Genomic DNA, 26,079 nt, shown 5'->3' on the forward strand with positions numbered 1-26,079 from the left:
ATCGCTGTTTGTGCGAGATGCCGCACGCGTGTCGTCTGGTTCGGCATAGTCGTCTCAGGTGGCGAGCGTGCGGCCGGTTGAGGCCAGCGCATGACGGCAACACTGCACTACGTGGATGACCGACAGCGGACAAACAGACTGTCGCGCAATGCGGTCGCGGCGCACGACAATGCCGCAGATGCCACATGCGCCTATCGCTGCGGGTCGCCGGCAGACGCAACGGAGCACACCTGACCACGCCCGATATGCTCACAGATGGCGATCGGCCGCTGCGCTGCGCGATGGCGACGCTCAGCGCACCGTGCTAGGGCAGGGAGTCCCACGTTATCGCTACTTCGTTCGGGCGAACGGCGTTTGCATCAAACGCTGGTGCCAGCGGACGCGATCTCGTATTTTTGACGGCTTGTTCACTTGCCGGTGCCGTGCCCATGTCCGATCCGTCTGCACCCGATCAGTTGCAACGCAGTCTGTCCAATCGCCACCTTCAATTGATTGCGATCGGCGGGGCGATCGGCACCGGGTTGTTCATGGGGTCGGGCAAGACGATCAGTCTGGCCGGGCCATCGATCCTGTTCGTCTACCTCATCATCGGCGCGATGCTGTTCTTCGTGATGCGCGCGATGGGCGAGCTGCTGTTGTCCAACCTGGACTACAAGTCGTTCATCGATTTCTCAACCGATCTGCTCGGGCCATGGGCCGGGTTCTTTTGCGGATGGACGTACTGGTTCTGCTGGATCATCACCGCCATCGCCGACGTCATTGCCATTGCCGCATATGCGCAATTCTGGTTTCCGGGATTGGCGCCGTGGATACCAGCCATCTTGTGCGTGCTGTTGTTGCTGGCATTGAATCTGGTCACGGTAAAACTGTTCGGCGAGATGGAATTCTGGTTTGCGCTGATCAAGATCGTCGCCATCGCGGCGCTGATCATCACCGGTGCCGGGCTGGTGGCATGGGGCTTCCGTTCGCCGTCCGGCAACGTGGCCTCGCTGTCGAATCTGTGGAACGACGGTGGCATGTTCCCGATGGGCATTGGCGGGTTTTTTGCAGGGTTCCAGATCGCGGTGTTCGCCTTCGTCGGCATCGAGCTGGTCGGCACCACCGCTGCAGAAACCGCCGACCCACGGCGCAATCTGCCCAAGGCGATCAATTCGATCCCGGTCCGCATTTTGATCTTCTACGTGCTGGCGCTGATCGCGATCATGGCGGTCACGCCGTGGCGGCAGGTGGTGGCCGACAAGAGCCCGTTCGTGGAGCTGTTCGTGCTTGCCGGTGTGCCGGCGGCAGCGAGCCTGATCAACTTCGTGGTGTTGACCTCGGCCACCTCGTCGGCCAATAGCGGCATCTTTTCCACCAGCCGCATGCTCTACGGTCTGGCCGAAGAGCAACATGCGCCGGAGGGCTTCGCCAAGCTCTCGCGCGCCGCGGTGCCGGCACGTGGGCTCCTGTTTTCCTGCGTGTGCCTGTTACTGGGCGCGATGCTGGTGTATCTGATCCCCAACCTGGTGACCGCGTTTACGCTGGTCACCACCTTGTCGGCAGTGCTTTTCATGTTCGTGTGGTCGCTGATCCTGTGCGCCTACATCGCGTACCGGCGCAAGCGCCCGGAGCAGCATGCCGCCTCGACATTCAAGATGCCTGGCGGTGTGATGATGTGCTACGTGTGCCTGGCATTTTTTGCGTTTGTGCTGGTGCTGTTGACCCTGCAGGCCGACACGCGCCAGGCCTTGCTGGCCAGCCCGGTATGGTTCCTGATCCTGGCGGTCGGCTATGCGGTGAAGCAGCGGCAGGTCCGTGTCTGAGCGGTCAGCGTGGCAGGGCCGGCACGGCGTGACGTGACGTGCCGGCCGGCATGATTTGCGCGGTGGCGCACCGTCAGCCGTAGACCGCGCTGCGGGTCGCCAATATGCGTTGCAAGCGCGAACAGTGCCGCCAAGCGGGCTCCGCAAGGCGATTGCAGTGCGTGAGTGGCTGCACGTCGCCGCGATGAAGGCCACTGTCAGCTGAGCGTGCTGGTGCGTCGACGTTGACGCCGATGTGGCGGAGCCGGATGCTCGCGGCCATCCCTTGCTACGGCCTGCCGCATGATCACCATCCACTCCACTTCCGCCGCCGATCACATGCAGGGATGGTGGGTGGACCTGTGCCAGCCGAGTCCGCAGGAGTTGGCCGAGGCGGCTGCACGGGTGGGTTTTGCGCTGCCCGACCGCGCGGCGATCGGCGAGATCGAATTCAGTAGCCGGGTACGGCACGAAGGCGATGTGCTGTTCCTCAACGTGCCGCGCTTCCAGGACGACGACGGCCCGACTGCGCCGCTGGGCTTTGCAGTCTCTCCCCAGATGCTGGTCACCCAGCGCGAGCAGCCGATGGGTTCGCTGGATGCGGTAGCCGCGCGGCTGGCGCATGCGCCCTGCCGAGGCGGCGACGATCTGCTACTGCGCATCTTCGATCAATTGGTCGGCCACCTGGCCGACCGTCTGGAAGCGCTGGAAGCGCAGATCACCGAGACCACGCGCGCGGTGTTCGACACCTCCATCAAAACCAAGACCGGCGCGCTGGAGCGCATGCTGCACCAGGTGGGCGACATGGGCCGCCGCCTGGGTGGGCTGCACAATACAGGCCAGGGACTGCTGCGGCTGGTGACGTATCTGGATGGCGCCGCCCCCGAGTGGTTTGGCGACGACGCTCCCAGGCGCATTGGATTGCTGCACAAGGACCTGACCACCTTGAGCGAATTCCAGCAGCACATGGACGACCGCATCGAATTCCTGCTCGACAGCGTGCTCGGCATGATCAACATGGAGCAGAACAACGTCATGAAGGTGATGGCGGTGGCGTCGGTGGTCGGCATCCCGCCCACCGTGCTGGTGGGCATCTGGGGCATGAACTTTGTCTACATGCCCGAACTCAAGGCGCACGATGCGTATTTCTGGGCGCTGGGCGTCATCGCACTGAGCGTGGTGATTCCGCTGGCATGGTTCCGCAAACGCGGTTGGGTGTGAGACCGGTCGTTGCGTTTTTATCATGCAGAGGGTCGACACAGATTCGACCGGACCGACGCGCTAGAACTTCAGGTCCGGGAAGAGAAGGCCGTACACGCGGTCGCTGATCTGCGCGGCGCGATCCGTGCGCTTGCAGGAAGTGGTGTGTTTGGTGGTGTCGAAATGCGCGTTGCTTTCTGCGACCCCCTCGGAACCGAGGTAATGCCAGCGATCTGCACCGGTGCAGCGGCACGTCCATTGCGGATGTCCCGATCCCGCGAGCATGGCCAGTGCAATGGCGGCAAACGCCAAAAGCAGTCCCGGGATCAGCGCGATATACGCAGCTTTGCGCATGCAGTCAGTGCCAGTAGGTTGCCCAGCCACGCATCACGCAGCTGGGCAATTGCGCATTAGCCCTTGGCCTGGAAGCTGGCTTCTTCGTACGGCTGCACCACCACCCAGCCTTCGCCGGCAAAGCGCATCTGCAGGCTCTCGCCCGAGCCGCGGCCGAACAGCGTGCCGATCGACACGTCGGTCACCAGCTCCGGCGTCAACGTGCCCGACCAGGCCACCGTGGCATTGGGGTCGGTAAACACCGGGCCGCTGGCGGCAGTCACCGGCAGCGTCAGCGGTTCGTAGTGCGAGGTGATCGCCACGATGCCGTGGCCGCTCAGGCGCACGTTGAACAGCCCGCCGGACAGCATGCCGGCCACTTTGCGCATCATGGTGATCTTGTGTTCGACGCCTGGCTCGAACGCCAGCACATCGTTGCCGTTGACGAAGATCGCTTCGCCATTCAAACGCAGCAGCGTGACCAGCTTGCCGAGGTCGGCCAGATACACGCGGCCCTGGCCTTCGGCCTTCATCAGCTGCATGCCTTCGCCGCTGACGGCCTTTTTCAGCAGGTTGCCCAGGCCCTGTTCCAGCAAGCCTTCGCGGGTGAACTTGACGTTGCCGGTGCGCGCAACCATGGCGCCTGCCTTGGACCACACCATGCCATCCAGCCGTACTTCCAGCAGATGCGGGTTTTCCAGTTCGAACGGATCGGGGCTGACGTCCTTTTCCTTGGAGTGGGCGAGAAATTCGTTGAGCGAGCGTACGGCCATGGTCCGTCCTGGAAGTGAAAGAGTGCGCATGATACGCGGCCTGGATGTCGGCAGCGCCTGCAGGCGCATGCGTGCTGTCTGTCCTTGCGGCAGATTTAAACACGGCGCTTGCGTGCAGCCGCGGCGCGGCATGCAACGCAGCGCGTTGCCGAACAGGTTTAAAGTGCGATTCCTTCCATACACGCGACTGGCATGGCAACACGAGGCAAGCTGTGGATCTGCGCGGTGCTGCTAGCAACCGCGACCGCGTTGCTGGTCACGTGGTGGTGGGCGCCGGCACCAACGGCACTACCGCAGGCGCAGGGCCCGGTTGCGACGCCATTGGGATGGGCAGCGCAACTGCAGTGGGTGGCGGGCAACGGCGTGCGTGGCGCGCAGGATGCTCGCGCGGCCGACGCGCAATTTGCCGAGCCCTATGGCCTGGCGATCGATACGCATGGCGCGTTGTACATCGCCGACGCTGGCGACAACAACCGGATCCGCGTCATGCTCCCCAACGGCAGCGTGCAGACGCTCGCTGGGGGCCGCGAAGGGTTTGCCGATGGCATCGGCGCGGCCGCGGCGTTCAATACGCCATCGGGGATCGCCTTGGACACGGCCGGTAATCTGTATATCGCCGACACCGGCAATCACGCGATCCGCAAGCGCACACCGCAAGGCGTGGTGACCACCCTCGCTGGCGACGGCACTGCGGGGTTTGGCGATGGTGCGGCGTCGCAGGCACGCTTCAATGGGCCGATGGGCGTGGCGGTGGATGCGCAGGGGCGCGTGTACGTCGCCGATACCTACAACGATCGCATTCGCGTGATCGAGCGTGATGGCCAGGTACGCACCTTGGCCGGCAGCGCCTTGCCGGGCATGGCCGATGGCGTCGGCGAGCAGGCGCGCCTGGACACACCCACCGATCTCAAGGTGGATGCACACGGTGTCGTGTGGGTGGCGGACATGCGCAACGATGCGATCCGCCGTATAACCCCCGATGGCAGCGTCGCTACCTTGGTCGGCGGCGAGCCTGCCGACCGCAGCCCGCTGTTGTATCGGCCGATGACGCTCGCCATCACTCACGACGGCGTGCTGTACGTGGGCGATGCAAGCGGACGCGTCTTGCAGGTAACGCGCGCCGGGCATGTGGTGACCATGAGCGGCGAGGATGTGATGCAACGCCTGTCGCGGCCGGCCGGCATTGCGGTGGATACGCAGGGCACGGTCTATGTCAGCGATGCGGGCAGTGCGCGCGTGCATCGGCTGGTGCCGGCAACCGCGGCCAACTTTGATCACGTGCCGGTGATCGGGCCAGCCGATGCGCAGCCCTTGCCCGTCACCCAAGGCCGTTGGCCGTTGCAGCCGCAGACCGGCTGGCATGAAGTGGTCGGCACGCTCGGCGAGGTGCGCGGCAACTACCAGGGACTGAGCCGCGATCATCTGCACGCCGGCTTGGATATCCGCGGCGATGTCGGTCAGACCGTCGTTGCGATTGCCGATGCCAAGGTGTCCAGCCCCAATGCTAGTTGGGGGCTGGGGCAACTAAGCGAAGGCATGGCGTTGGACACGGTTGGCTACATCCACATGCGCGTGGGCCGTACCGCGCAAGGCAAGCCGCTGGACCCGCAACGCTTCCATCTGCTGACGGACGTGGACGGCAAGCCCGAACGCATGCGCGTGCTGCGCGGCACGCGATTCCGCGCCGGCGATGCGCTCGGCACGCTCAATGCCATGGCGCATGTGCATCTGACCGTTGGCGCCAACGGCTTCGAGCGCAATGCGGTGCAGCTGGGGTTTGTCGGCTACGCAGATCACGTGGCCCCGCGCATCGACAAGGTGAGCCTGCTCGATGCTGCGGGTCAGCCCCTGCCGGTGACCGACGGCGTGGTGCAGGTGCCGCGCGCGGCGGCGGTGCAAATCGTGGTGGAGGCCTGGGACCAGGTGGATCGCAATTTGCCGCGGCGCAGGCTGGGGCTGTATGCGCTGGGCTACCAGGTGCTGGATGCGCAGGGCATGGCATTGCCGGGCGAGGCCGCGCCGCGCATGACGATCGTGTTCGACCGCATGCCCAGCGACCCGGAGGCCGTCTTGACCGCCTATGCGCCCGATAGCGGCATCACCGTGCACGGCAGCGCGGTGACGCGCTTCCGCTACCTGGTCAGCAATACCGTGCGCGATGGGCGTATCGGCAACAACCAATGGCAGGCAGGTGCGCTACCGTCGGGCGACTACGTCCTGCGCATCGTTGCACACGACTACAGCGGCAATACGGCAACGACCAACCGCGATCTGCGCGTGCGGGTGGAATGAGGTGCATCTATGGCGGCGGTGATGGTCTGCCGTGCGGGACGATTTGAATGCACTGCAGTGCAGTGCAGTGCAGTGCGCTGATACATCGCCTCGTTGACGCAGCGGCTTGTGCACCCGGTCGCGTGCCCCGTGACCCAGCTGGCTGCGGCGCTCGGGTATGGCGTTGAACAGCGCGTCGTGAAAGAGACGTGTCGCTACTGTGGCCGGCGCCGGATGCAGGCCGCCGACAGCCACTGCAAGGTGTCTGCGCTACCGCAAGCCCGTGTCTGATCGCTAGTCAATGCTGACGGATGCCGCGCGCAATCGCCGCTTCAACACGACGTTGCCGCATCACCGCATCGTGGAGATGCAAACGCCATCGTTGCAGCAGTCAGTTGCCGGCCTGCCGGCAATGCACAACCGCGATCACCGTGGTGCCGAGCGTGGCCTGGCACTACGGGGGACACTCAACGCGTCGTCGCTTCGGGCTTGCGCACGCGCTTTGCAGGCGCGGTCTTGCGGTCGGTGTCCGGATACAGATTCAACAGCATCAAGGTCACGCCATTGGTCCAGCCAAAGCCGTCCTGCAATGCGTATTCGCCGCCGCCGCCACCGGCTGCATCGGCATCCAGGCCGTATTTTTCGACCAGCTTGTGCTCGCGTGCGAACAGCGCCTGCACCTGGGTGAGGAAACGTTCGCCGATGGTGCGCGCCAGCGCATCTTCGCCGTAGCGGCGCAAGCCGTCCACCGCCACCCACTGCAACGGTGCCCAGCCATTGGGCTCGTCCCATTGCTGGCCGGTCTTCACCGCAGTGGTGGCCAGGCCGCCAGGGCGCAGCAGACGCGCGCGCACCACGGTGGCGGTGCGCTTGGCATGCGCGTCCGACGCCAGGCCGGCAAACAGCGGATACAGCGCGGCGGCGGTGACCTGGTTGCTCAACCTGCGGTTCTGCCAGTCGTAGTCGGCGTAGTAACCGGCCGCGTTCCACAGATGCGCCTCGATCGCCTGCTTGCGCTGCTGCGCCAGTGCGGCGTAATCGCGCGTGCACTCGGCGCCCGGCTGCGCGCAGGCTTGGGCCAGGGTGCGCTCCAGGTGATACAGCAGGCTGTTGAGATCGATCGGGATGATCGCGGTGGTGCGGATGGTGCGCAGGTTCTGCCCATCGGCCAGCCAGCGGCTGGTGTAGTCCCAGCCACTCTCGGCGCCAGCGCGCAGGTCGCGGTAGACCTCGGCGGCCGGTCGGTCGGTGACTTCGGCGGCGGTGCGGGTGTCGTGCAGCCAGGCTTCCGGACGCGGCGTATCGCGCTCGTCCCAATAGCGGTTGAGCACGCTGCCATCGGCCAGGCGCACCACATGGCGCGCGGCCTCGCCGGGCTTGAGCCCGTCGCTGCCTTGCATCCAGTAGGCGTATTCCTTTTGCAGCTGCGGCAGGTAGCGTTGATAGACCGCCTCGCCTTCCACGCCGGCCTGCAGTTCCACCATGTAGGAGAAGAACGGCGGCTGCGAACGGCTGAGGTAGTAGGTGCGGTTACCGTTGGGGATATGCCCGTAGGTGTCGATCAGATAGGCGAAGTTGTCCAGCATCTGGCGGCTGAGCGTGGTTTCGCCGCTCTTCACCAGGCCGAGCATGGTGAAGTAGGAATCCCAGTAGTACACCTCGCGGAAGCGACCGCCCGGCACTACGTACGGGTGCGGCAGCGCCAGCAGGCTGCTGTGCGCCGGCACGTGGGTCTGGCTGCGTACCAGCTTGGGCCAGAGCAGATCGATGTGCTCGCGCAGCGCGGTGTCCTGGCGGATGGCGTCGGTCTGCACCGGCGGCGATTCTTCGAAATTGGCATCCACGAACTTGCGCAGATCGAAGCCCGGGTGATCGTGCTGCGCCAGATAGTCGGCGTTGATCAGGGCCGGGTCGCGGAGCGGCAGGAAGTCGACGAAGTGTTTCTGGTCGTCGAACAGCTCGTGGCTCTGCACCGCCTGGAACAGTTCCGGGTAGGCCACATCGGGCGTCGGTGGCGTGGACGCCGGTGCATTGACGACCGGAGTCTCCAGCGGCGCGGCGGTCAGCGTGCACGGCGCAACGAACATGCTCAGCGACAGGCCAAGCAGCGATGTGCAGCACGGGGGCGCGGCAGAACTCATGGCATCTCCAGAACGGGCAGTGGCGTAGGGCATGGTAAACGACCGAAGTGGCGGGCGGGACCGCGCCAGGTGTCGGAACGCCGACAGACTTCGCGCGGTGACAACAGGATTCAGCAAGGTGATCCAGCGCGCCGCTGCAACGTGCGCCAATCCAGGCCTATCGGCGCGAATCCAGGCAGCTTGAGCGTTGCGACGGCGCGTTCAATCGCCCCGAATCACTGCAAGAAGTGCGCCAGGGCATGCCTGGCAAGCAACCAGCGCTGGTCGTGCCGGCATCGGTGCGCCGTCAATACAGGAGGGTCATTCGCCGCGCCCGTGGCTTGCGGGACAGAAGTGACGTGGCACGAGTAGGAATGGCGCTGGTGTTCCTGAGGCGCTGGTCCTTGCGGACGGGCCGGGCATGTCGACGTGCGTGTGGGTTGGCTTTGACGTCCGGGCATCGAGCGGGGACGCCGCCTGCAGCGGACGCTGCCGCGGCTTACGCCGCGCGCTCCATTCCCAGCAGTGCCTGCAACCTGCGCGCATTGGGTATGGCCAGGCCCGCGGCGGTGTTGTCGAAGATCACCCAGCGTTCGGCTGGCGGCTGTAGCGCAGCCTGCGGTGCGGCGCGCACCGCATCGGCCAGCGCCTGCAGCGCGCTGTCGTCGTAACTGCTGTAGTAGACGCGTGGGCTGCCATGCCAGCGCCAGTAGTACGGGCCGACGCTCATGTCCGGTGTTGCGGCCTGAGGCACCGGCGCGGGGTCGGCGGCACAGCGCGCGATACGGTGTCGCGTCAACAGTGCCTGCGCGGGTGGCAGGAACCAGCTGGCGTGGCGCGGCTCGCACACCACAGCGCCCTGCCAACGCCGCCGCAGCAGTGCGAAGAACGTGGCCGCCACCCGTGCATCGAAGGCGGCACTGGGCGGCAGCTGTAATAGCAGGCATCCGAGCCGCGTGCCCAGTGCGCCGGCTTGCGCCAGAAACGCGTCGAGCAACGGACCGGTCCCGCGCAGCCGCGCATCGTGGCTGATGCTGCGCGGCAGCTTGACCGAAAACCGGAAATCGTCCGGCACGCTGTCGGCCCACCGCGCATAGGTACTGGCACGATGCGGCCGATAGAACGAAGAATTGATCTCCACCGCGTTAAAGCGCGTGGCGTAGCGCTGCAACACCGTGGCGCCTGTGCCGAACGTCGCGCGGTCGGCGGCGGGAATCGACCAGCCTGCGCAGCCACAACGCACACGGACATCGGCGATCGGAAGGCGAGCGGGCATGGCAGGGAATGCGCTGTGCGGCAGCACTCTATGCAGGTGCGCCCGTCAGCATTGCGTGTGCATCGCGATCACGGCCGACTCACGATCAGCTTCGATACTGGGCACATGCCAGAAGGTCCCTCACTCGTCATCCTCCGCGAAGACACTGCCGCATTTGTCGGCCGCAAGATCCTGCATGTTGGCGGAAACAGCAAACAGGCCATCGCACGACTGCACCAGCAAAAAGTGCTGGCGCTGCGCAGCTGGGGCAAGCATTTCTTGATCGAATGTGCGCAGTTCAGCGTGCGCATCCACTTTCTGTTGTTCGGCAGTTATCGCATCAATGAAGACAAGCCCAATGCCGTGCCGCGGCTGAGTCTGGAATTCTCCAAGGGCGAGCGCCTGAATTTTTATGCATGCTCGGTGCAGTTCATCGAGCGCCCGCTGGATGAGGTCTATGACTGGACTGCGGATGTGATGAACCCGCTGTGGGATGCGGCGCAGGCGCGTCGCAAATTACGTGCGGCTCCCGGCATGCTTGCAGCCGATGCCTTGCTGGATCAGACGATCTTTGCCGGGGTGGGCAACATCATCAAGAATGAGGTGCTGCACCGCATTCGCGTGCATCCGGAAAGTGAAGTGGGCGCATTGCCGGCACGCAAGCTGGGTGAGCTGGTAACCCAGGCGCGTGAGTACAGTTTCGATTTTTACACCTGGAAAAAAGCCTTTGTGCTGAAGAAGCATTACCAGGTGCACACCAAGACCAGTTGTCCGCGCGACGGGACGCCCTTGCAATACCGAAAACATCTGGGCAAAGCCGGGCGCCGCGCATTTTTCTGCGAGGTGTGTCAGCGGTTGTATCGGGCAGAGGACACTTAAGCGCAGTCGGTCCGATTACCGATTGCGACCTGATTGATCGCTGGTGCACGGCAGCGAGATGGTCTGGAATAAGCGGGTGCACTGCATGTGGAGGGCACTCCAGTGAGCCCGCCGCGGACATCGGCAGTTGATTACGCGTGGGCTTCATCGTTATTGAAGCCGTCCGGCAGACCGCAGGCGATGTGCGATGGGTTTCTCCTGTAGTGCATGCATGAGGTGGGTCGAATGGGCAGCGCAGGAAAGAGCGCCGCGCGGGCTGGTCGAAGGGCGGGGATGGCGAACTCAGCACCGAAGTGCATGGATACTGCACGGCGCACCGGCCAGGTTGCCTGGCGGTGAGTCGTTCTGTCAGCCGCTTTTTTCTGCTGTCTGGCGCGCGTCGACGTGCTGAAGTCCGCTTGTCTCAGATAATTGAAGAGGGCCTGGACTGCCTGGCGGATCATCGGGAACCCAGCAGCGCGCATCGGCGCGCCAGGAATCGGTTCAAGCCAGGCTTGCGCCCAATGTGAATGGCGGCTGGTCATTGTTGCCCAGAAAACGAATTTCAAACGCGCCAAAACGCCGCGCCCGTTAGATTTGCGCGCTCCGCACCGGGGTTGGTGGTGCGGCGCTCGTCCCTCACCTTACCGGTCTCCCGCATTGTGACTACCCGCAGGAAGGAAGCGCTTGTCCCGCATGTTGCTGCAGCCGCATGCACGGGCGCCATCCTGTTTTTTCTTGCGTGCCTGTTGCTGTACATGCCGGCTCCGCGCCCGGCGATGCAACAGGATGAGAGCCTGCAGGTGTATTTCCTGCCGCGTCCACAGGTGACGCAACCGGCGCCGGCCGAGCCGCCGCCGCAGGAGCAGCCCGAGCGGCAACAACGCGCCACCGCGGCCTCTGCATCGGCTGCCCGCCGTGCGCCACCGCCCACGCGCACTCCACCGCCCCAACGCCAGGTCGCGGCCGCCAATGCGCCGGCCGATGCATCGATGGCAGCGCAGCTGTATACCCGCGAAGGCCGTCTGCGCATGCCACTCGACACCAAAGTGGACCCCATGGCGCAAGGCGACGCAGTGCCACCGGGGATGACCGACACGCGGGCCCAAGCCAAGGCGCGCAACGTGATGGAACGGGTCAACCCGGTGCAATACCAGGACACGCGCTTCGCCAAGGATTGGAAGAGCGACGGCACGCTGGGCGACGTTGCGATGCAGGAAATGAATCGCGGCATGAAGAAGTTCAACGACATGCTCAACGGCCCGCAGACGCAGGTGGCCAAGGCACGGCCGCCACCGGACGTGCGCTTCAACCCTGCACTGGCGGGAAATCAGGCCGAAATGGGCAGCGAGGCCACCGGCGATGCGTACAAGGCCGCGCCCATCGCGCACGAAACCTTGCCCGACCTCAAGGGCGAAGCCAGCCGCCGCATCCGCGAGGCGTTGGCAACGCTCGAACAACGCAGTGCACGCTGCGACGCGTCCAAGCGCAAATCGCTGCTGTCGCCGGTCCGCACGCATCTGTCCGACCTGGAGCGGGCCGAACACGCGCTCAACAACGGCGCGGACCCGGTGATGGCTGCACAGATGTTGCCGCGCCAGGCCGACAGTGCCTACGATCTGGCACGCCGCGCGCTGTGGTACGCCGACCGGCAATTGAAGCAGTGCGCGGTGGGGTAGGTGTGGCGTTTGCGATGCTGTGCAGCAGCTCGGAACGCGGCAGCGTCATCGTGAAGCCAAGAGCGGCCTACAAAACGACTGCCCAGTTGGCAGGCGGGCGCGGCCAGTGCTCGGTACGGCATGAACCACGCGTCACTCCGGTTCCGAACACTCCGGTTCCGAATGCGTCGTCCACGCCCACCTGACGACTGCTTGCTACGTTCTGTTAGCCCTCTAAGCAATGCGTCTGTGCCGTACCTCCACCCCAACCTTTCTCCCATCGATGAGGGCTGTGTCCCAGGCACCGGCACTGGCAAGGCATCCAGTTGCCACATTCCGCGTCCAATACCGTCATGCGCTCGACGGGTCTCTTCCGGGAGGGAAACGGATTGTGGCGAAAGTACGGCAGCGAAGCAGCGGCCTACGCCAGACTTTGCCGGTAACGGTCCTTTTCTGCGCTCAGCGCAATTTCCGCGCGTAAAAAGACCTGGCCGATCGGTTCGTCCGCGCGTATGGCTTGCGCTTCGCCGAGCAACACCGTCAGCCCTAGCGCATGTTGCAGCTGCGCGACGTCGCGCAGCTGTTGCAGTGTGCGGTCGGCATCGGGGCCGCGCAGCACGGCGATGAATTCCGCGCTTTCAGTGACCCGGTCAATGCTGTTGCCTGGGCCCTGTACGAGTGCGGCAAGCGCCTGGTCGAGCTGTTGCAGGCTGCGGCCCAGCAAGCGCTCGCTCTGGCGTTCGGCCAGCGCGGCCAGTTCCTGCACCTCCAGGATCACCAGCCGGTATGGCGTCTCGGCCTCCAGCGCGGTTGCCGCGGCGGCAGCGGCAGGCTGCAGGATGGCCGCGCGTTCCTGCTGCAGCGCCTCCTGGCGTGCGTCAAGCAGGTTCATGGTGACGCGGGCAAGCGCCTGCAAACCGGTGCGCTGGAGATCGTTGAGCGTGCGCGGTTCGGTATCGAGCACACACACCGTGCCCAGCGCCACGCCGTCGGTCGTCACCAATGGCATGCCTGCGTAGAAACGTGCGCCGGTGTCGCCGGTGACGACGGAAATATCGCGGAACCGCGGGTCCTGGGTCAGGTCCGGCACTTCCATCAGGTGGCTCGGGTCGCGAATGGCGTGGTCGCACACTGCCTGGCTGCGATCGGTCTGTTGCAGCCCCAAGCCAAGTTGGGCCTTGAACCATTGGCGGTCGCGGTCCACCAGCGACATCAGCGCAATGGGCGTATCGCACAGCGATGCAGCCACTTGCACGATGTCCTGATACGTGTCTTCCGGCAGGCTGTCGACGATGCGATACCCATCGAGGATCTGCTGGCGGGAGGCTTCATCTGCCATCGGGATCTCTTTCATCGGATCAGCCAAACACCTGTCGAGGAGAGCCCCCCGACCTTACCGGAGTGGCCGACAACATGGCGTCGATATCCAGGGCATCCAAGACGCGGCAAGCGGTCGTCGAGGTGGGTGGGGACCACGCGCGCAGGACTGGAGTGCATGAGCGCGTGGATGCCGCACAGAACACCGCCCCCACCCGCCTGCATGTCGCAAACGGGCGGGGGCATGGGCAACACGTCAGCGCTTGGCCGGCTTGCCGTCGGCGTCCAGCACCTGCACTTCGCCCAGCTTGAGCGCACGCACCGGGGCTTCGATCTTCTTCAGGTCGCCGACGATCACCCAGGTCATCGCCTCGGGCTTGACGATCTCCTTGATGGCCTGTTGCGCGGCCGGCTGGTCGATCGCTTCCAGGCGCGGCTTGAGCGTCTGCACATAATCGTCCGGGCGGTCGAACTGCACGATGCCTTCGATCGCGCCCAGCACCGCGCCGGTGGTTTCGAAGCTGCCGGGCAGGGCGCGGATGCGCTGGTTCTTGATCTTCTCGATCTCATCGGTGGTCAGCGGCTTGTCGCCGATGATCGCGGTGGCTTCCTTGAAGATCTCGTTGGCCGACTCGGCGGTCTTGTCGGTCTGTACCGGTGCCGAGAACAGATACGGGCGCTGGCCCTGCGCATCCATCATGCGGGTACCGGCGCCATAGGCCCAACGCTTGTTCTCGCGCAGATTCATGTTCAGACGCGAGGTGAAGGTGCCGCCGAAGGCGCCGTTGGCCACGCCGATGGCCAGGTTATCCGGCGCCTTGGTGGACGGGGCCAGCAGGCCGGCCAGGATCACCGACTGCGGCGCGTCCGGGCGATTGATCAGATACACACGCGGCTTGGGCTGGGCGGCGACGTTGGCCAGGTTCTTCTTGGGCAACCCCGTGGTCGGGGCCTTCCAGTCGCCGAAGGCGGCATCGAGCTGCGGGATGATCTGCGCCAGCGTGGTGTCGCCAGCCACCAGGATGCGCAGGTTGTCCGGACGCAGCCACTGGCTGTGGAAATTTTGCAGATCCTGCGCGTTGAGGCTTTTGATCGCCGCCTCGGTGCCGCTGCCGGTGAGCGGGATGCCATACGGGTGCTGGTTGCCGAACAGCAACGGCGGCAACGCCCGCAGCGCCAGGCTGTTGGGCTGGGTCTTTTCCTGGGCAATGCCGGATAGCCACTGGCCGCGCACCCGTTCGATGTCTGCAGCTTTGAACGCCGGGTTGCGTACGATGTCGGAGAATAACTGCAACGACGGCTGCAGCTGGTCGTTGAGCGCATCCAGCGAGGCGCTGCAGCTGTCCAGATCGCAGCCAACCGCAGTGATCGCGCCCAGCCGCTGGCGACGCTGCGCCACTTCCACCGAATCCAGCGAGGCGGTGCTCTCGTTCATCAGTGCGGCGCTGAAGCTGGCGGTGCCCAGCTTCTTGCCCTGATCGGCGGCGTAGCCGGCGTCAAACAGCAGCTCGACCTGGGTGACCGGAATGGTGTGGCGCTCGGCCAGGACCACTTCGATGCCGTTCTTCAACTTGCCGCGCTGCAGTTTGGGAAAGCTCAGGTCAGGGAACTGGGTGGTCTTGGGCACTCCCGTGCTGCGGTCCACCTTGGAAGCGACGACCTTGTATTTGCCGGCGGCGGGCAGCTTGGGCGCCGGCTTGCCCGGTTCTGCGGCGCGCGCGACCACCGCCTTGTCTTCGGCGGCCGGGTCGAAGTCCTTGCCGGCCGGCAGCACGGTCAGCAGGTAATCGCCCTTGCCGAACCAGGTGGCCGACGCCTGCTTGACGCTGTCCACGGTAGCGCCGAGGGCGCGCTGCAGGTCATTCTTGTAGGCAGCCGGGTCGCCGCGATAAACCTGACCTTCCGCCAGCAGCACCGCCTTGCCGGTGAAACCGCCGACCTTTTCCAGCCCGCGCACGAAGCCAGCGCGGTAGGCCACCTGCGCGCGCTGCAACTCGTCGGCAGTCGGGCCTTGGGCGATGAATTTCTTGAGTTCTTCGTTAATGACCGCTTCCACCTTGGCCGGGTCCACACCGTCCTTGACGTCGGCCTGGATCTGCATCTGGCTGGACAGGGCAAACGGCTGCACCGATGCGGAGACGTCATCGACCAGCTTGTCCTGGTAGACCAGGCGTTGATACAGCCGCGAGGTCTTGCCGCCGCCCAGCACGGTGGTGGCCAGATCCAGCTGGATCATGTCGTCGGTGCCCAGCTGCGGCGCGGCCCAGGTGCGGTAGATCCGTGGCTGTGACACGTGGTCGTGTTGCACACCGCGCTTTTGTGCGGCCAACGGGGTGACCCACGGCTGCTGACGCGCCACCGGCTTGCCGGACGGGATATCGCCAAAGTACTGCTCGGCCTTGGCGCGCGCTTGCGCCACGGTGATGTCGCCGGCCAGCACCAGGGTGGTGTTGGCGGCGCCGTAGTTGTCGTTGAACCACTGTTTGACGTCGCCCAGCGAGGCCGCGTCCAGATCTTCCATCGAGCCAATGGTGTCGTGCTGGTACGGGTGGTTGGCCGGGAACAGGTTGGACAGGATGTTCTGGTCCACGCGGCCATAGGGGCGGTTTTCGCCTTGCCGCTTTTCGTTCTGCACCACACCGCGCTGGGTGTCGAGCTCTTCCTGGCCGATGGCACCGAGTAGGTGGCCCATGCGGTCCGATTCCAGCCATAGCGCGGTATCCAGCGCGGTGGTCGGCACGGTTTCGAAATAATTGGTGCGATCGAACCAGGTGGTGCCGTTCATGTCGGTGGTGCCGACCTGCTCCAGCGGTGCGAAGAAGCTGCCCTTGTTGTTTTCCGAGCCGGAGAACATCAGATGCTCGAACAGGTGCGCAAAGCCGGTCTTGCCGGCCGGCTCGTCGCCGGAACCGATGTGGTACCAGATGCTCACCGCCACCACCGGCGCCTTGTGGTCTTCGTGCACCACCACGGTCAGGCCGTTGGGCAGCGTGAAGCGGGTGTAGGCAATGTCGGGAATGGCGCTGCTGTCGGTCTTGGACAGGCTGGCCGGTGCGGCCTGTGCGGCGGGCGGAACGGTACCGGCAGCGACGCCGAGCACGCTGGCGATCAACAAGGACAACGGACGCAGCATGTGACACTCCAGAGCAGGACAATCGGCCGAGGGTAGTGGCTGCTTGGCACGGCCGCAAATGCTCTTCGGCAGGGGTGTGGTGGGCCGTGTTGGCGGGGTGCCGGAAAACGGAATTGGCGACAGGACGTCGTGGTCGGTTGTCCGTGCGGTGAGCCCAAGCGTGCGCGGGCGCTGTGGGCAGCCGCTGGGCCAGGAGCTGGCGTAAGCCCAGCCTGGTTGACCAGCAGGACGTCCACGCACCAAGCGCGCTGCCTATGCAGTACCGCCGGTGCCCGGAGCGAGTGGTGCCGGCGCGGGCGCTACCAGCCAGGCCGATGTCATCCAGCACATGCGCGCGTCTGGACGTGGGGGCACGCCGGTGGCGACCAGGCACGCTGCCTTGATCGCTTCGCCCTGACGGCCGGTCCGCCGGCGCCTACCACGTCGCAGGAGGCGAGCGGACTCAGCTGATTGCTCAAGTTGCTCGTCGCCTCGCCGTTACCGGGGGCGACCTACCCTGACCCGACGTTGCCCACCGATCACGCCATGACCGCCCTGCTGCCGCCCGTGCCGATTCCCGCCGACGACGCCTTGCGCGTGGACGCGGTCCGCCGGCTGGGGGTGCTGGACACCGAGGCCGAGGCGGAGTTCGACGACATCGCCTGGCTGGCGGCGCATGTGACCGGTGCCTCGATGGCGTTGGTGTCGCTGATGGATGCCGACCGGCAATGGTTCAAGGCGCGCTGCGGTACCGACCTGGAGGGCACCCCGCGTAGCGTGTCGTTCTGCGCCTACGCGGTCATGGGGACCGAGTTGATGGAAGTCCCTGATGCCGAGGCCGACCCGCGCTTCGTCAACAACCCACTGGTCACCGCTGCGCCGGGTGTGCGCTCCTACGTCGGCGTGCCGCTGGTCGGCCGCGAGGGCTATGCCTACGGCACCTTGTGCACGCTCAGCACCCAATCGCGTGTGCTCGACGACCATCAGAAGCAGGCGCTGATCCGTCTGGCGCGGCAGGCGGTGGGCCAGCTGGAAGCGCGTCGCGATCGGCTCGAGGCGCAGGCGCAGCGGCAGACCTTGAGCATGTTGCTGGAAGCCATGCCCGACGGCGTGGTGGCCTGTGGCACCGACGGTCTGCTGCGCGAGTTCAACCATGCCGCGCGGCAATGGCATGGCACCGACCCGCGCGTGCTGCCGCCGGCACAATGGGCGCAGCATTTCGATCTGTACAGCCCAGACGGCAACCATCTGCTGCCCACCGACGCTATCCCGCTGCTGCGCGCATGGCGCGGCGAGCACGTACGCAATGCCGAATTGGTGATCCGTGCCAACGGCCAGCCTCCGCGCAGCGTGCTGTGCAATGCCGATCCGGTCGTCGGCGACAAGGGCACGGCATTGGGCGCGGTCTGTGTGATGCACGACATCACCCAGCTGCGGGATGCGTCGGCGGCTCTGTCTGCCGAGCGCGCGCGCCTGCAGGCGCTGGTGGATGCCTCGCAAGACGTGGCGATCATCGCCTTCGACCCGAAGGGCCGCATCGAACTGTTCAATCCCGGTGCCGAACAACTGCTGGGGTACGCCGCCGATGAAGTGCAGGGCAGCTGCCCGTCGCGGTTCCATCTGCCGGCCGAGCTGGAGCGCCACATGGCCACGCTGGCGTTGTCGCCAGCGTCGTACCTGGAGCTCGCGGCGGCCGCTGCCGGCAATGTGCTGGCCGAAGAACTGTGGACGCTGGTACGCAAGGACGGCGAGCTGCGTCGGGTGCGGCTGTGCTTCAACGTCATCCACGATGCGCAAAAAGGCCTGGCCGGCTATCTGGCCATGGCCATCGACGTCACCGCCGAATTGCAGGCGCAGGCCGCCGCCCAGCTGGCCGCCGAACGCTTCACCGGGGCCTTCGAAACTGCGCCGCAGGGCATGGCGATCGTCTCGCTGGATGGCGCCTGGCGCGACGTCAATCCGTCCCTGTGCGGCATTCTCGGCTACTCGCGCGAGCAATTGCTGCGTACCACCTTCCAGCAGATCACCCACCCGGACGATCTGGAAATGGACCTGCAACTCGTGCAGCAACTGATCGCCGGCAAGCGCGATAGCTACAGCCTGGCCAAGCGTTACATCAGCCAGCAAGGCGCAGTGATCTGGGCCCAGTTGTCGGTGTCGCTGGTGCGCGACGGCAGCGGCGCACCGGTGCATTTGGTTTCGCAGATCCAGGATGTCACCGAGCGCCATGTGGCGGCCGAACGTCTGGCCGAAAGCGAAGCGCGCTTGCGCGCCATCAGCGACGCCACTCCGGCGCTGGTCAGCCAGTTCGATGCCAGCCAACGCTGCCTGTTTGCCAACGAAGCGCATCGCGACTGGTTGGGGGTGGAGCCGGCCAGCCTGGTTGGACTGCCGATCGCGCATCTGCTGGGCGCGCCGCTCAGCGCGACCGCACGCACTGCATTGGCGCAAGTAGCCGAAGGGCAGCGCGCCAGTTTCGAGCACGTGTTGCACGTGGGTGGCAGTGCACGCGATATGGAGATCACCCTGGTGCCGGAAGCCCGACGCCTGCTCGGCGGTGCGCAAGGGTTTTTTCTGATGGCGCAGGACGTCACCGCGCACAAGACCTTGCACCGCCTGATGCACGAGCGCGCCACCCGCGATGCGCTGACCGGCCTGCCCAACCGCCACGCGTGGACCGAGGCATTGCAAAACGCCGTCCTGCAGGCGCATCAGTTACAACGCGCGGTAGCGGTGATGTTTCTGGACCTGGATGGCTTCAAGCGCATCAATGACACTTACGGCCACCGCGCTGGCGACGCGGTGCTGGTACAGTTCGGCCAGTGTCTGCAACGCGCGGTGGAAGGCCGTTACCTGGTGGCGCGCCTGGCCGGCGACGAATTCGTGGTGCTGCTGGACAATCTGCAAACGCCCGAGGTCGATTGCGCCTGGGTTGCCGATCGCATTCGCCACGCGGCGTCCGCAGGCGCCCTGTTTGGCGAGCAGCGGCTACCGATCCAACCCAGCATCGGCGTCGCCTGGCAACACGGTAAACAGGCCGAGGCGGCAAGCCTGATGCATGCCGCAGACGAAGCGATGTACGCCGCAAAGAACGCGCGCTGCAGCAAGGATGCGGCAATGAACAGCGGCGACGCTGCCCGCTGAGGTCGGCGGCGATAGCCGTTTCTTCTCCCTGGGGAGAAGGTGCCCCAAAAGCGGATGAGAGTACGTCAGCGCAGAGCGCACTCGCGAGCCATCCGCTGGCGGTGCAGCTTGCTCGAGGTGGTGCTGTTGCATCACGACCACCTACTCCAAGCGTTGGCACCACCTCATTGTGCAGTCCGTTGGACGCGGTAGTGCTGCGCCAACGCAGGCTGCGCGGGAGTTGATCATCTGAGTGCCAATGCGCGTGTGATGTAACGCGGGATACCGACCTATCGATTGCGGATGCGGCCCTGCTGATTGGCAATGCGGAAGTTTTCGTGGCGACGCATATCGGCCGCCGGGGCACCCTCAGCCCAGCCCCTCTCCCGGTGGGAGAGGGGTTTGGATAACCAGTTGCTCGGTGCTGTTCCCCCTTGGGAGAAACAGCCCGAAGCACCGATGAGCGTGCGTCAGCGCGAAGCGCAAACCGCAAGTCATCCCCCGCCTACTACGCAGCTTGCTCGACGCTATGGCGCTGCATCGACGCAGGCTGCGCCGGTGCCAGCCGGAAGACGGCCACCGCACGCGTCAGATCCGCTGCCTGGTCTTCCAGGCTGCGCGCGGCCGCGGTGGCTTCTTCCACCAGCGCTGCGTTCTGCTGGGTCATTTCGTCCAGCTGCATCACTGTGGTGCTGACTTGTTCGATCCCTGCGCTCTGTTCGGTGCTCGCAGCGGTGATCTCGGCCATGATGTCGGTGACACGCTTCACCGAGCTGACCACCTCGGTCATGGTGCTGCCGGCCTGTTGCACCAGGCCCGAGCCCTGTTCCACCTTTTCCACCGAGTCGGAAATCAACTGTTTGATCTCCTTGGCAGCGCCCGCCGAGCGCTGTGCCAGGGCACGCACTTCACTGGCCACCACGGCAAAGCCACGGCCCTGCTCGCCGGCCCGCGCCGCTTCCACTGCCGCATTCAACGCCAGGATGTTGGTCTGGAAGGCGATGCCGTCGATCACCCCGATGATGTCGGAAATGCGTGCAGAGGACTGGGTGATCGCCAGCATGGTGCTCACCACTTCCTGCACCACGCGGCCGCCGCTTTCGGCCACCTCACCGGTGCCCTTGACCAGTTGGTTGGCCTGGCGTGCGTTGTCGGCGTTCTGGCGCACGGTGGAGGTGAGCTCTTCCATCGATGCGGCGGTTTCTTCCAGATTTGCGGCCTGATGTTCGGTGCGCGTGGACAGATCGGCGTTGCCGCTGGCGATCTCGCCGGCGGCGGTATTGATCATCTCGGCCGAGTGCTGGATGCCTTGCACGATGCTGGTGAGCTGGATCGCGGTACGGTTGGCGGCATTGGCCAGGCGGCCGAAAGCACCTTCGTAATGCGATTCCACGCGTTGCGACAGATCACCATCGGCAATTGCAGCCATGATGCGGCCCACATCGTCCAGACCGGCATCGGCCTGCTGCATCAAGCGGTTCAAGGCCTGCACCATTTCTGCAAATGCGAACTGATAACGCGCCTGCTCGCCGCGTGCGGAGAAGTCGCCACGCGCGGCGGCATCGGCCAGGCGCGCGATATCGCTATTGATCGCCGACAGATTGCTCTTCACCGTATCCAACGCTTCGTGCAAGGCAGCGCGCTGACCAGGCAGGCGGCGCATGTCGCGACGAAGATCGCCACGGCCGTATTCGCCCATGACCTCCATCGCCTCGTTGATGGCATCCAGGTGTTCGAACACCACGGTGTTTACGCCATGCGCCAGGCTGCCGTAATCGCCGGGGAAATCCTCCGGGATGCGGTGTGCGATATTTTCGCCCTGCTGCAGGCGGATCATGGTTTGCATCTCGCCGTTGAAGCGCTGCAGCTGGTTCTGCATCTGCTGCATGCTGTGCATCAACTGGCCGGTTTCGTCGCGCGATTCCACCCGGATATCGTTGTCGAAACGCCCCGAGGCAATTGCCTCGGCGGTGCGCGAGGCGGCGCGCAACGGTGCGGCCATCGCCGAGGCAATCAACCAGCACAGGCCAATCACCAGGGCGACCAGTGCGGCGCCGATCAAGGTCAGCGTTCGCGTAAAGCCCCAGGCCTGCACCTGGATGTCTTCGGCGTACACGCCCATCACCAGCACCCAGTTCCAGGCCGGAAACGTCTTGGCATAGCTGATCTTGGGCAGTTGTTCCTTCTTGCCGGGTTTGGGGGCATCGTAGTAGCTGAAGCCATCGCCGCTGTCGATCGCGGTCTTGATGTCGCGATAGACGTACTGCCCGGCATCGCTCTTGTAGTCGCTCATGTCGGTACCGACCGGGCGCTTGGGATGCATCAGGATGCGCATCTGCGGGTCGACAATGAAAAAGTAATCCACGCCATCGTTGGCGCGCATGTCCGCAAGCGTGGTGCGTGCCGCTTCTTTTGCCTGATCTGCAGTGAGCTCGCCGCTTTTGACCTTGTCGGCGTAGTGCTGCATCACGGTCAGGCCCATCTCGACCTCGGTCTTGACGCTGAGTTTGCGCGCCTCGATCAGATCCAGATATTGCAGACGCGCCGCAGCAACTGCGAGCAGGATCACGCCCACCGTCAACAACGTGCACAACAGGACGAATTTGCGGGTCAACGGGAGATTGGCAACATGGCGACGCAACAGGGAGACAACGGGCATGGCAACGGTATCCAGAACGCGCCGCGCAGGGCGCCATGTCATGGATAACGGCTGATTCACATGCGGGTTGAATACTGATTGCGGAAGCGTCTGCTTGTAAAAACACGCAGTGCCAACGCAACGTCTAGCGCACCTGGGCGCGATGCGGCATGACCAGTAAAGCCTCGTCGGGCCCAGGTGCGTTCCTACAAGGGTCTGCTGACGTTGGACAGATCGCAGGCGACGCATCGCTCGACAGATGGATCGATCAATCGCGACGCGGCCGCACCTTCTAAATATGCAGGCGGGCGATCGCGCGCGATATGAAGGCGGACAAGCACTGCATGCCCGCCTTCCACATCAGCTTGCTGCGCAGAAGCCGAACTCGGCCGTTGCACCGGCGGCCAGCGTGCGGTTGAAATCCACACCGCTTGCACGCAGGGTGCTGCCGCTCTGCGACCACACCACATTCCACGCGTTGTTGACCGTGCCGGTGACAGGCACCGTCACCGACCAGGTGCCGCTGCCGGTTCCGGTGTTGGTGACCTGCACGCGGTTGCACGCGCCACCGCTCCAACTGCTGTCCACGATGACCTTGGTGCTGAAGGTGCTGGTGCCGGTGCCCGGGGTTGGAGTCGGAGTTGGGGTAGGTGTCGGAGTAGGCGTAGGAGTCGGAGTAGCGTCGCTCACCGTGCCCCACAGGGTGCGCAGCAGCGTCATCTTGTCCTGACGCACGGTGGTCCAGTCGTCGCGCAGGATGCCGCCGGTATCGCCGCTGTTGGGGTTCCAGGACCAGTAGAAGCCTTCGTTGATGCCCTTGCTGCGCAGGTACTTCACCAGCGCGTCCTGCCAGACCTTGTCGCGTGCATCGCCTTCGCCGTACTTGCCGCCAAACTCGCCCAACAGCAGCGCGTACTTGCCGGCGAACTGCCCGAAGTGGCGGTCCCAGATGGCCGGCATGTTGTTGGGGAAGTTGCTGTCGTTGAAGTACGACTGCACGAATACGTCCGGCCCGTACACGTGCGGCGCCAGCAGCAGGCGGTTGGCCGGAATGTTCAACGGGGTGCAGGCCAGCGGCTGCAGGTTGCCGCCCCAGTAGATGCCGCCATTGGTCGAGCACACCGGGTTATCGGTGATGCCTTCCACCGCGATGATCCACTTCGGCGCCACGGCCAGCACCGCGGCCGACCCGCGCTCGGCGGCCTTGTTCCAGTCGGTCGCGGCGTTGCCGGTGCCCCAGGTGGCGGCGCCATGCGGTTCGTTCTTCAGATCCAGGCCGAGCACGTACGGCACGTTCTTGTAGCGGTTGGCTACAAAGCGCAGATCGGCCAGCCACTGCGCTTCGGTGTAGGAGCCGGTGTACCAGAGCTCGGAAATGCCGGCGCAATCGGGGGTGTGGTGATCCAGCAGCACGTACATGCCGCGCGCGTTGAATTCGTTGATCACCTTGTCGAGGATCTGCAGCGAGGTCAGGCCCTGCAGGTCGGCGTTGCGGCTGTAGTCGATGCTGCTGGGCATGGTGTCGCTACGCAGCGTGGCCGGGCAGAACGGCAGGCGCACCGCATTGAAGCCCAGGCCCTGCATCTGGATGATCATGTCTTTCCAGTTGCGCGCCCACAGGCCATGCATAACGTGGTTGCCGGTCTCGAAACCAAACACGTTGACGCCCTTGAGCTGCACCACCTTGCCACTGTCGTCGACGATCTTGTTGTTGCTGATGGAATAGCTGAAAGCCGGCGTGGCGGCCAGGGCCATCGCAGTAGCCAGTGCGAGCGTACTTGCAGTCCTGAAAATGGACATGGTGGTCTCCCTAGAGAACCGAACTCGACACCCGAGCCCAGTGAGGGGGGCATCTTGGTCTGCGTCCGCGTCGCGCGGCGTGATCGCAGCCACAAAAAGGCGCATTGGCGCATGCATCACAGGCGCGCTGCGGGCACGGTCGCTTTCCCGCACACTATCCCCACTGCGCACTGTCCGCAGGTTGTCCTTTTTGTCCCCGGAGTGTCCCCCAATGTCTTTCCTGCGTGCCGAACTGGCGCAATGGCGCGCTTCACCTGCGCGCGAACTGATGGCCGGTGCGGTCGCAACCTTTGCCCTGATTCCCGAAGTGATTGCGTTCGCATTCGTGGCTGGCGTCGACCCGCAGGTCGGCCTGTTCGCCTCGTTCGTCATCGGCATCGTCATCGCGTTTTGTGGCGGGCGCCCGGCGATGATTTCTGCCGCGGCAGGCTCGGTGGCGCTGGTGGCCGCACCGCTGGTGGCGGCGCACGGCCTGCCGTATCTGCTGGCCGCCGGGCTGCTGGCCGGTGCGGTGCAGATCCTGTTCGGGCTGTTGCGGTTGGGCGTGTTGATGCGCTTTGTCAGCAGCTCGGTGCGCACCGGTTTCGTCAACGCACTGGCGGTGCTGATCTTCGCTGCGCAGCTGCCGCATCTGCTGGGTGCCAACTTCACCACCTGGGCCATGCTCGGTGTGGGGCTGGCGATCATTTACGGGCTGCCGCGGTTGCGCGTGCCCGGGCTGTCGGCGATTCCCTCGCCGCTGTTGTGCATCCTGCTGTTGACCATCGCCGGCACTGCCCTGCACCTGCCGCTCAAGACCGTGGCTGATCTGGGCAAGCTGCCCAATGCGCTGCCGTTCCTGCAGTGGCCGGCGGTGCCGATGACGCTGGAGACGCTGCGCATCATCGCCTTGCCGGCCTTGGCCATCGCCATGGTGGGCCTGCTCGAATCGCTGATGACCGCGCGGGTAGTCGACGAGCTGACCGACACCCCCAGCAACAAGAACCGTGAGTGCACCGGGCTGGGCATCGCTAACGCGGCGGCCAGCCTGTTCGGCGGCATCGCCGGCTGCGGCATGATCGGCCAGACCGTGGGCAACGTGAAGTACGGCGGCCGCGGCCGGCTATCGACGTTGTTCGCCGGCGTGTTCCTGCTGATCCTGATGGTGTTGCTCAAACCGTGGGTGTCGCAGGTGCCGGTGGTGGCCTTGGTGGCGATCATGGTGATGGTGTCGGCCGAGACCTTCGACTGGCGCTCGCTGCGCACCGTGGTGACCCACCCGCGGACCTCCAGCGTGGTGATGCTCGCCACGGTGGCGGTGACCTTGATCACCCACAACTTGGCCGCCGGGGTGGCGGTGGGCGTGGTGCTGAGCGGAGTGTTCTTCACCTTCAAGGTGGCCGGCCTGCTGCAGATCGCCCACGGCGACGGCGCGGACGGCGTGCGCACCTACACCGTGCGCGGACAGGTGTTCTTCGCCTCGGCCGATGTGTTCATCGACGCCTTCGATGCGCGCGAGGTACCCGGCCGTGCGGTGGTGATCGACGTCAGCCGCGCGCATTTCTGGGACATCACCGCGGTGGCAGCGCTGGACAAGGTTGTGCAGCGGCTGCGCCACCACGATCTGGACGTGCAGGTGAAAGGTCTGAATGCCGGTAGCCGCCGGCTGATGCAGCGGCATGCCCTGGGCGAGGACGCACTGGAATCCGCGCTGCCCTGAGTGCTCCAGGACGTCCGCCGCCACCGGCGTCGGGAGCGGTTGTGTCCGTGGTGCCGCGGCGGCTGGCCGCGCGCTGAGCGTGGCCGGGCAGCGACCTCAAGTTTGCTGGTGGGACGCCGATGAACCGGCATCCCGATTGCC

At 65.0% G+C, this 26,079-nt stretch carries 16 protein-coding genes and 1 other RNA gene; 8 read left to right on the plus strand and 9 right to left on the minus strand.

What is annotated here, in order from left to right; all coding sequences use genetic code 11:
• Positions 1 to 428 precede the first annotated feature (428 nt).
• The gene (gene cycA, locus BJD12_RS15795; protein ID WP_005993010.1) at positions 429 to 1,802 is read left to right on the plus strand and encodes a D-serine/D-alanine/glycine transporter; all 1,374 of its coding nucleotides are present in this window, start codon (positions 429 to 431) and stop codon (positions 1,800 to 1,802) included.
• 282 nt (positions 1,803 to 2,084) lie between these two features.
• Positions 2,085 to 3,002 (plus strand): CorA family divalent cation transporter, encoded by a 918-nt coding sequence (locus BJD12_RS15800; RefSeq protein ID WP_005993012.1) that lies wholly within the window; start codon positions 2,085 to 2,087, stop codon positions 3,000 to 3,002.
• Between the two features lie 60 nt (positions 3,003 to 3,062).
• Here BJD12_RS15800 and BJD12_RS15805 read toward each other — a convergent pair whose 3' ends face one another.
• Positions 3,063 to 3,335, minus strand: coding sequence for a hypothetical protein (locus BJD12_RS15805; RefSeq protein ID WP_005993014.1), 273 nt, complete (start codon positions 3,333 to 3,335; stop codon positions 3,063 to 3,065).
• Between the two features lie 56 nt (positions 3,336 to 3,391).
• The gene (locus BJD12_RS15810; protein ID WP_005993016.1) at positions 3,392 to 4,087 is read right to left on the minus strand and encodes an AIM24 family protein; all 696 of its coding nucleotides are present in this window, start codon (positions 4,085 to 4,087) and stop codon (positions 3,392 to 3,394) included.
• 192 nt (positions 4,088 to 4,279) lie between these two features.
• Between BJD12_RS15810 and BJD12_RS15815 the strand changes: the two genes are divergently transcribed.
• On the plus strand, positions 4,280 to 6,379 hold the full coding sequence (locus BJD12_RS15815; protein ID WP_005993018.1) for an NHL repeat-containing protein: 2,100 nt from the start codon (positions 4,280 to 4,282) through the stop codon (positions 6,377 to 6,379).
• 446 nt (positions 6,380 to 6,825) lie between these two features.
• Here the strand turns inward: BJD12_RS15815 and treA are convergent, their stop codons facing one another.
• Entirely contained in the window at positions 6,826 to 8,499 is a 1,674-nt protein-coding gene (gene treA, locus BJD12_RS15820) for an alpha,alpha-trehalase TreA (RefSeq protein ID WP_005993019.1), read from the minus strand.
• 478 nt (positions 8,500 to 8,977) lie between these two features.
• The gene (locus tag BJD12_RS15825) at positions 8,978 to 9,754 is read right to left on the minus strand and encodes a DUF72 domain-containing protein (protein WP_039423223.1); all 777 of its coding nucleotides are present in this window, start codon (positions 9,752 to 9,754) and stop codon (positions 8,978 to 8,980) included.
• A 105-nt stretch (positions 9,755 to 9,859) separates the two neighbouring features.
• Here BJD12_RS15825 and BJD12_RS15830 point away from each other — a divergent pair, with 105 nt between their 5' ends.
• The gene (locus BJD12_RS15830) at positions 9,860 to 10,612 is read left to right on the plus strand and encodes a DNA-formamidopyrimidine glycosylase family protein (protein WP_042827740.1); all 753 of its coding nucleotides are present in this window, start codon (positions 9,860 to 9,862) and stop codon (positions 10,610 to 10,612) included.
• Positions 10,613 to 10,743: 131 nt separating this feature from the next.
• On the opposite strand, the gene BJD12_RS15835 is transcribed toward BJD12_RS15830, so the two are convergent.
• Positions 10,744 to 11,169, minus strand: coding sequence for a hypothetical protein (locus BJD12_RS15835; RefSeq protein WP_126936622.1), 426 nt, complete (start codon positions 11,167 to 11,169; stop codon positions 10,744 to 10,746).
• A gap of 84 nt (positions 11,170 to 11,253) precedes the next feature.
• Here BJD12_RS15835 and BJD12_RS15840 point away from each other — a divergent pair, with 84 nt between their 5' ends.
• Positions 11,254 to 12,270: a hypothetical protein gene (locus tag BJD12_RS15840; protein ID WP_005990039.1), complete on the plus strand. Its 1,017-nt coding sequence runs from the start codon at positions 11,254 to 11,256 to the stop codon at positions 12,268 to 12,270.
• A gap of 120 nt (positions 12,271 to 12,390) precedes the next feature.
• Positions 12,391 to 12,481, plus strand: a non-coding RNA gene (locus BJD12_RS15845) — sX9 sRNA.
• A 189-nt stretch (positions 12,482 to 12,670) separates the two neighbouring features.
• Here the strand turns inward: BJD12_RS15845 and BJD12_RS15850 are convergent.
• Positions 12,671 to 13,603 (minus strand): GAF domain-containing protein, encoded by a 933-nt coding sequence (locus BJD12_RS15850; RefSeq protein ID WP_005990040.1) that lies wholly within the window; start codon positions 13,601 to 13,603, stop codon positions 12,671 to 12,673.
• A 219-nt stretch (positions 13,604 to 13,822) separates the two neighbouring features.
• Positions 13,823 to 16,699, minus strand: a complete 2,877-nt coding sequence (locus tag BJD12_RS15855; protein WP_058562561.1) for a M16 family metallopeptidase — start codon at positions 16,697 to 16,699, stop codon at positions 13,823 to 13,825.
• Between the two features lie 450 nt (positions 16,700 to 17,149).
• On the opposite strand from BJD12_RS15855, the gene BJD12_RS15860 reads away from it, so the two are divergent.
• Positions 17,150 to 19,822, plus strand: a complete 2,673-nt coding sequence (locus BJD12_RS15860) for a PAS domain S-box protein (protein ID WP_005989179.1) — start codon at positions 17,150 to 17,152, stop codon at positions 19,820 to 19,822.
• A 487-nt stretch (positions 19,823 to 20,309) separates the two neighbouring features.
• On the opposite strand, the gene BJD12_RS15865 is transcribed toward BJD12_RS15860, so the two are convergent.
• Entirely contained in the window at positions 20,310 to 22,442 is a 2,133-nt protein-coding gene (locus tag BJD12_RS15865) for a methyl-accepting chemotaxis protein (RefSeq protein WP_201765697.1), read from the minus strand.
• A gap of 357 nt (positions 22,443 to 22,799) precedes the next feature.
• Entirely contained in the window at positions 22,800 to 24,239 is a 1,440-nt protein-coding gene (locus BJD12_RS15870) for a cellulase family glycosylhydrolase (protein WP_042827681.1), read from the minus strand.
• Between the two features lie 211 nt (positions 24,240 to 24,450).
• Between BJD12_RS15870 and BJD12_RS15875 the strand changes: the two genes are divergently transcribed.
• Complete coding sequence (locus BJD12_RS15875) at positions 24,451 to 25,938, plus strand: SulP family inorganic anion transporter (RefSeq protein WP_039423202.1); 1,488 nt, start codon at positions 24,451 to 24,453, stop codon at positions 25,936 to 25,938.
• The last annotated feature ends 141 nt before the right edge of the window (positions 25,939 to 26,079 follow it).

It is taken from the genome of Xanthomonas vesicatoria ATCC 35937 (genome assembly GCF_001908725.1).
Lineage (GTDB): Bacteria > Pseudomonadota > Gammaproteobacteria > Xanthomonadales > Xanthomonadaceae > Xanthomonas > Xanthomonas vesicatoria.

Coding starts and splice junctions, on each gene's coding strand:
- BJD12_RS15875 (WP_039423202.1), top strand. CDS start 24,451: ATGTCTTTCCTGCGTGCCGAACTGGCGCAATGGCGCGCTTCACCTGCG.
- BJD12_RS15810 (WP_005993016.1), bottom strand. CDS start 4,087: ATGGCCGTACGCTCGCTCAACGAATTTCTCGCCCACTCCAAGGAAAAG.
- BJD12_RS15830 (WP_042827740.1), top strand. CDS start 9,860: ATGCCAGAAGGTCCCTCACTCGTCATCCTCCGCGAAGACACTGCCGCA.
- BJD12_RS15800 (WP_005993012.1), top strand. CDS start 2,085: ATGATCACCATCCACTCCACTTCCGCCGCCGATCACATGCAGGGATGG.
- BJD12_RS15825 (WP_039423223.1), bottom strand. CDS start 9,754: ATGCCCGCTCGCCTTCCGATCGCCGATGTCCGTGTGCGTTGTGGCTGC.
- BJD12_RS15815 (WP_005993018.1), top strand. CDS start 4,280: ATGGCAACACGAGGCAAGCTGTGGATCTGCGCGGTGCTGCTAGCAACC.
- cycA (WP_005993010.1), top strand. CDS start 429: ATGTCCGATCCGTCTGCACCCGATCAGTTGCAACGCAGTCTGTCCAAT.
- BJD12_RS15855 (WP_058562561.1), bottom strand. CDS start 16,699: ATGCTGCGTCCGTTGTCCTTGTTGATCGCCAGCGTGCTCGGCGTCGCT.
- treA (WP_005993019.1), bottom strand. CDS start 8,499: ATGAGTTCTGCCGCGCCCCCGTGCTGCACATCGCTGCTTGGCCTGTCG.
- BJD12_RS15805 (WP_005993014.1), bottom strand. CDS start 3,335: ATGCGCAAAGCTGCGTATATCGCGCTGATCCCGGGACTGCTTTTGGCG.
- BJD12_RS15870 (WP_042827681.1), bottom strand. CDS start 24,239: ATGTCCATTTTCAGGACTGCAAGTACGCTCGCACTGGCTACTGCGATG.
- BJD12_RS15850 (WP_005990040.1), bottom strand. CDS start 13,603: ATGAAAGAGATCCCGATGGCAGATGAAGCCTCCCGCCAGCAGATCCTC.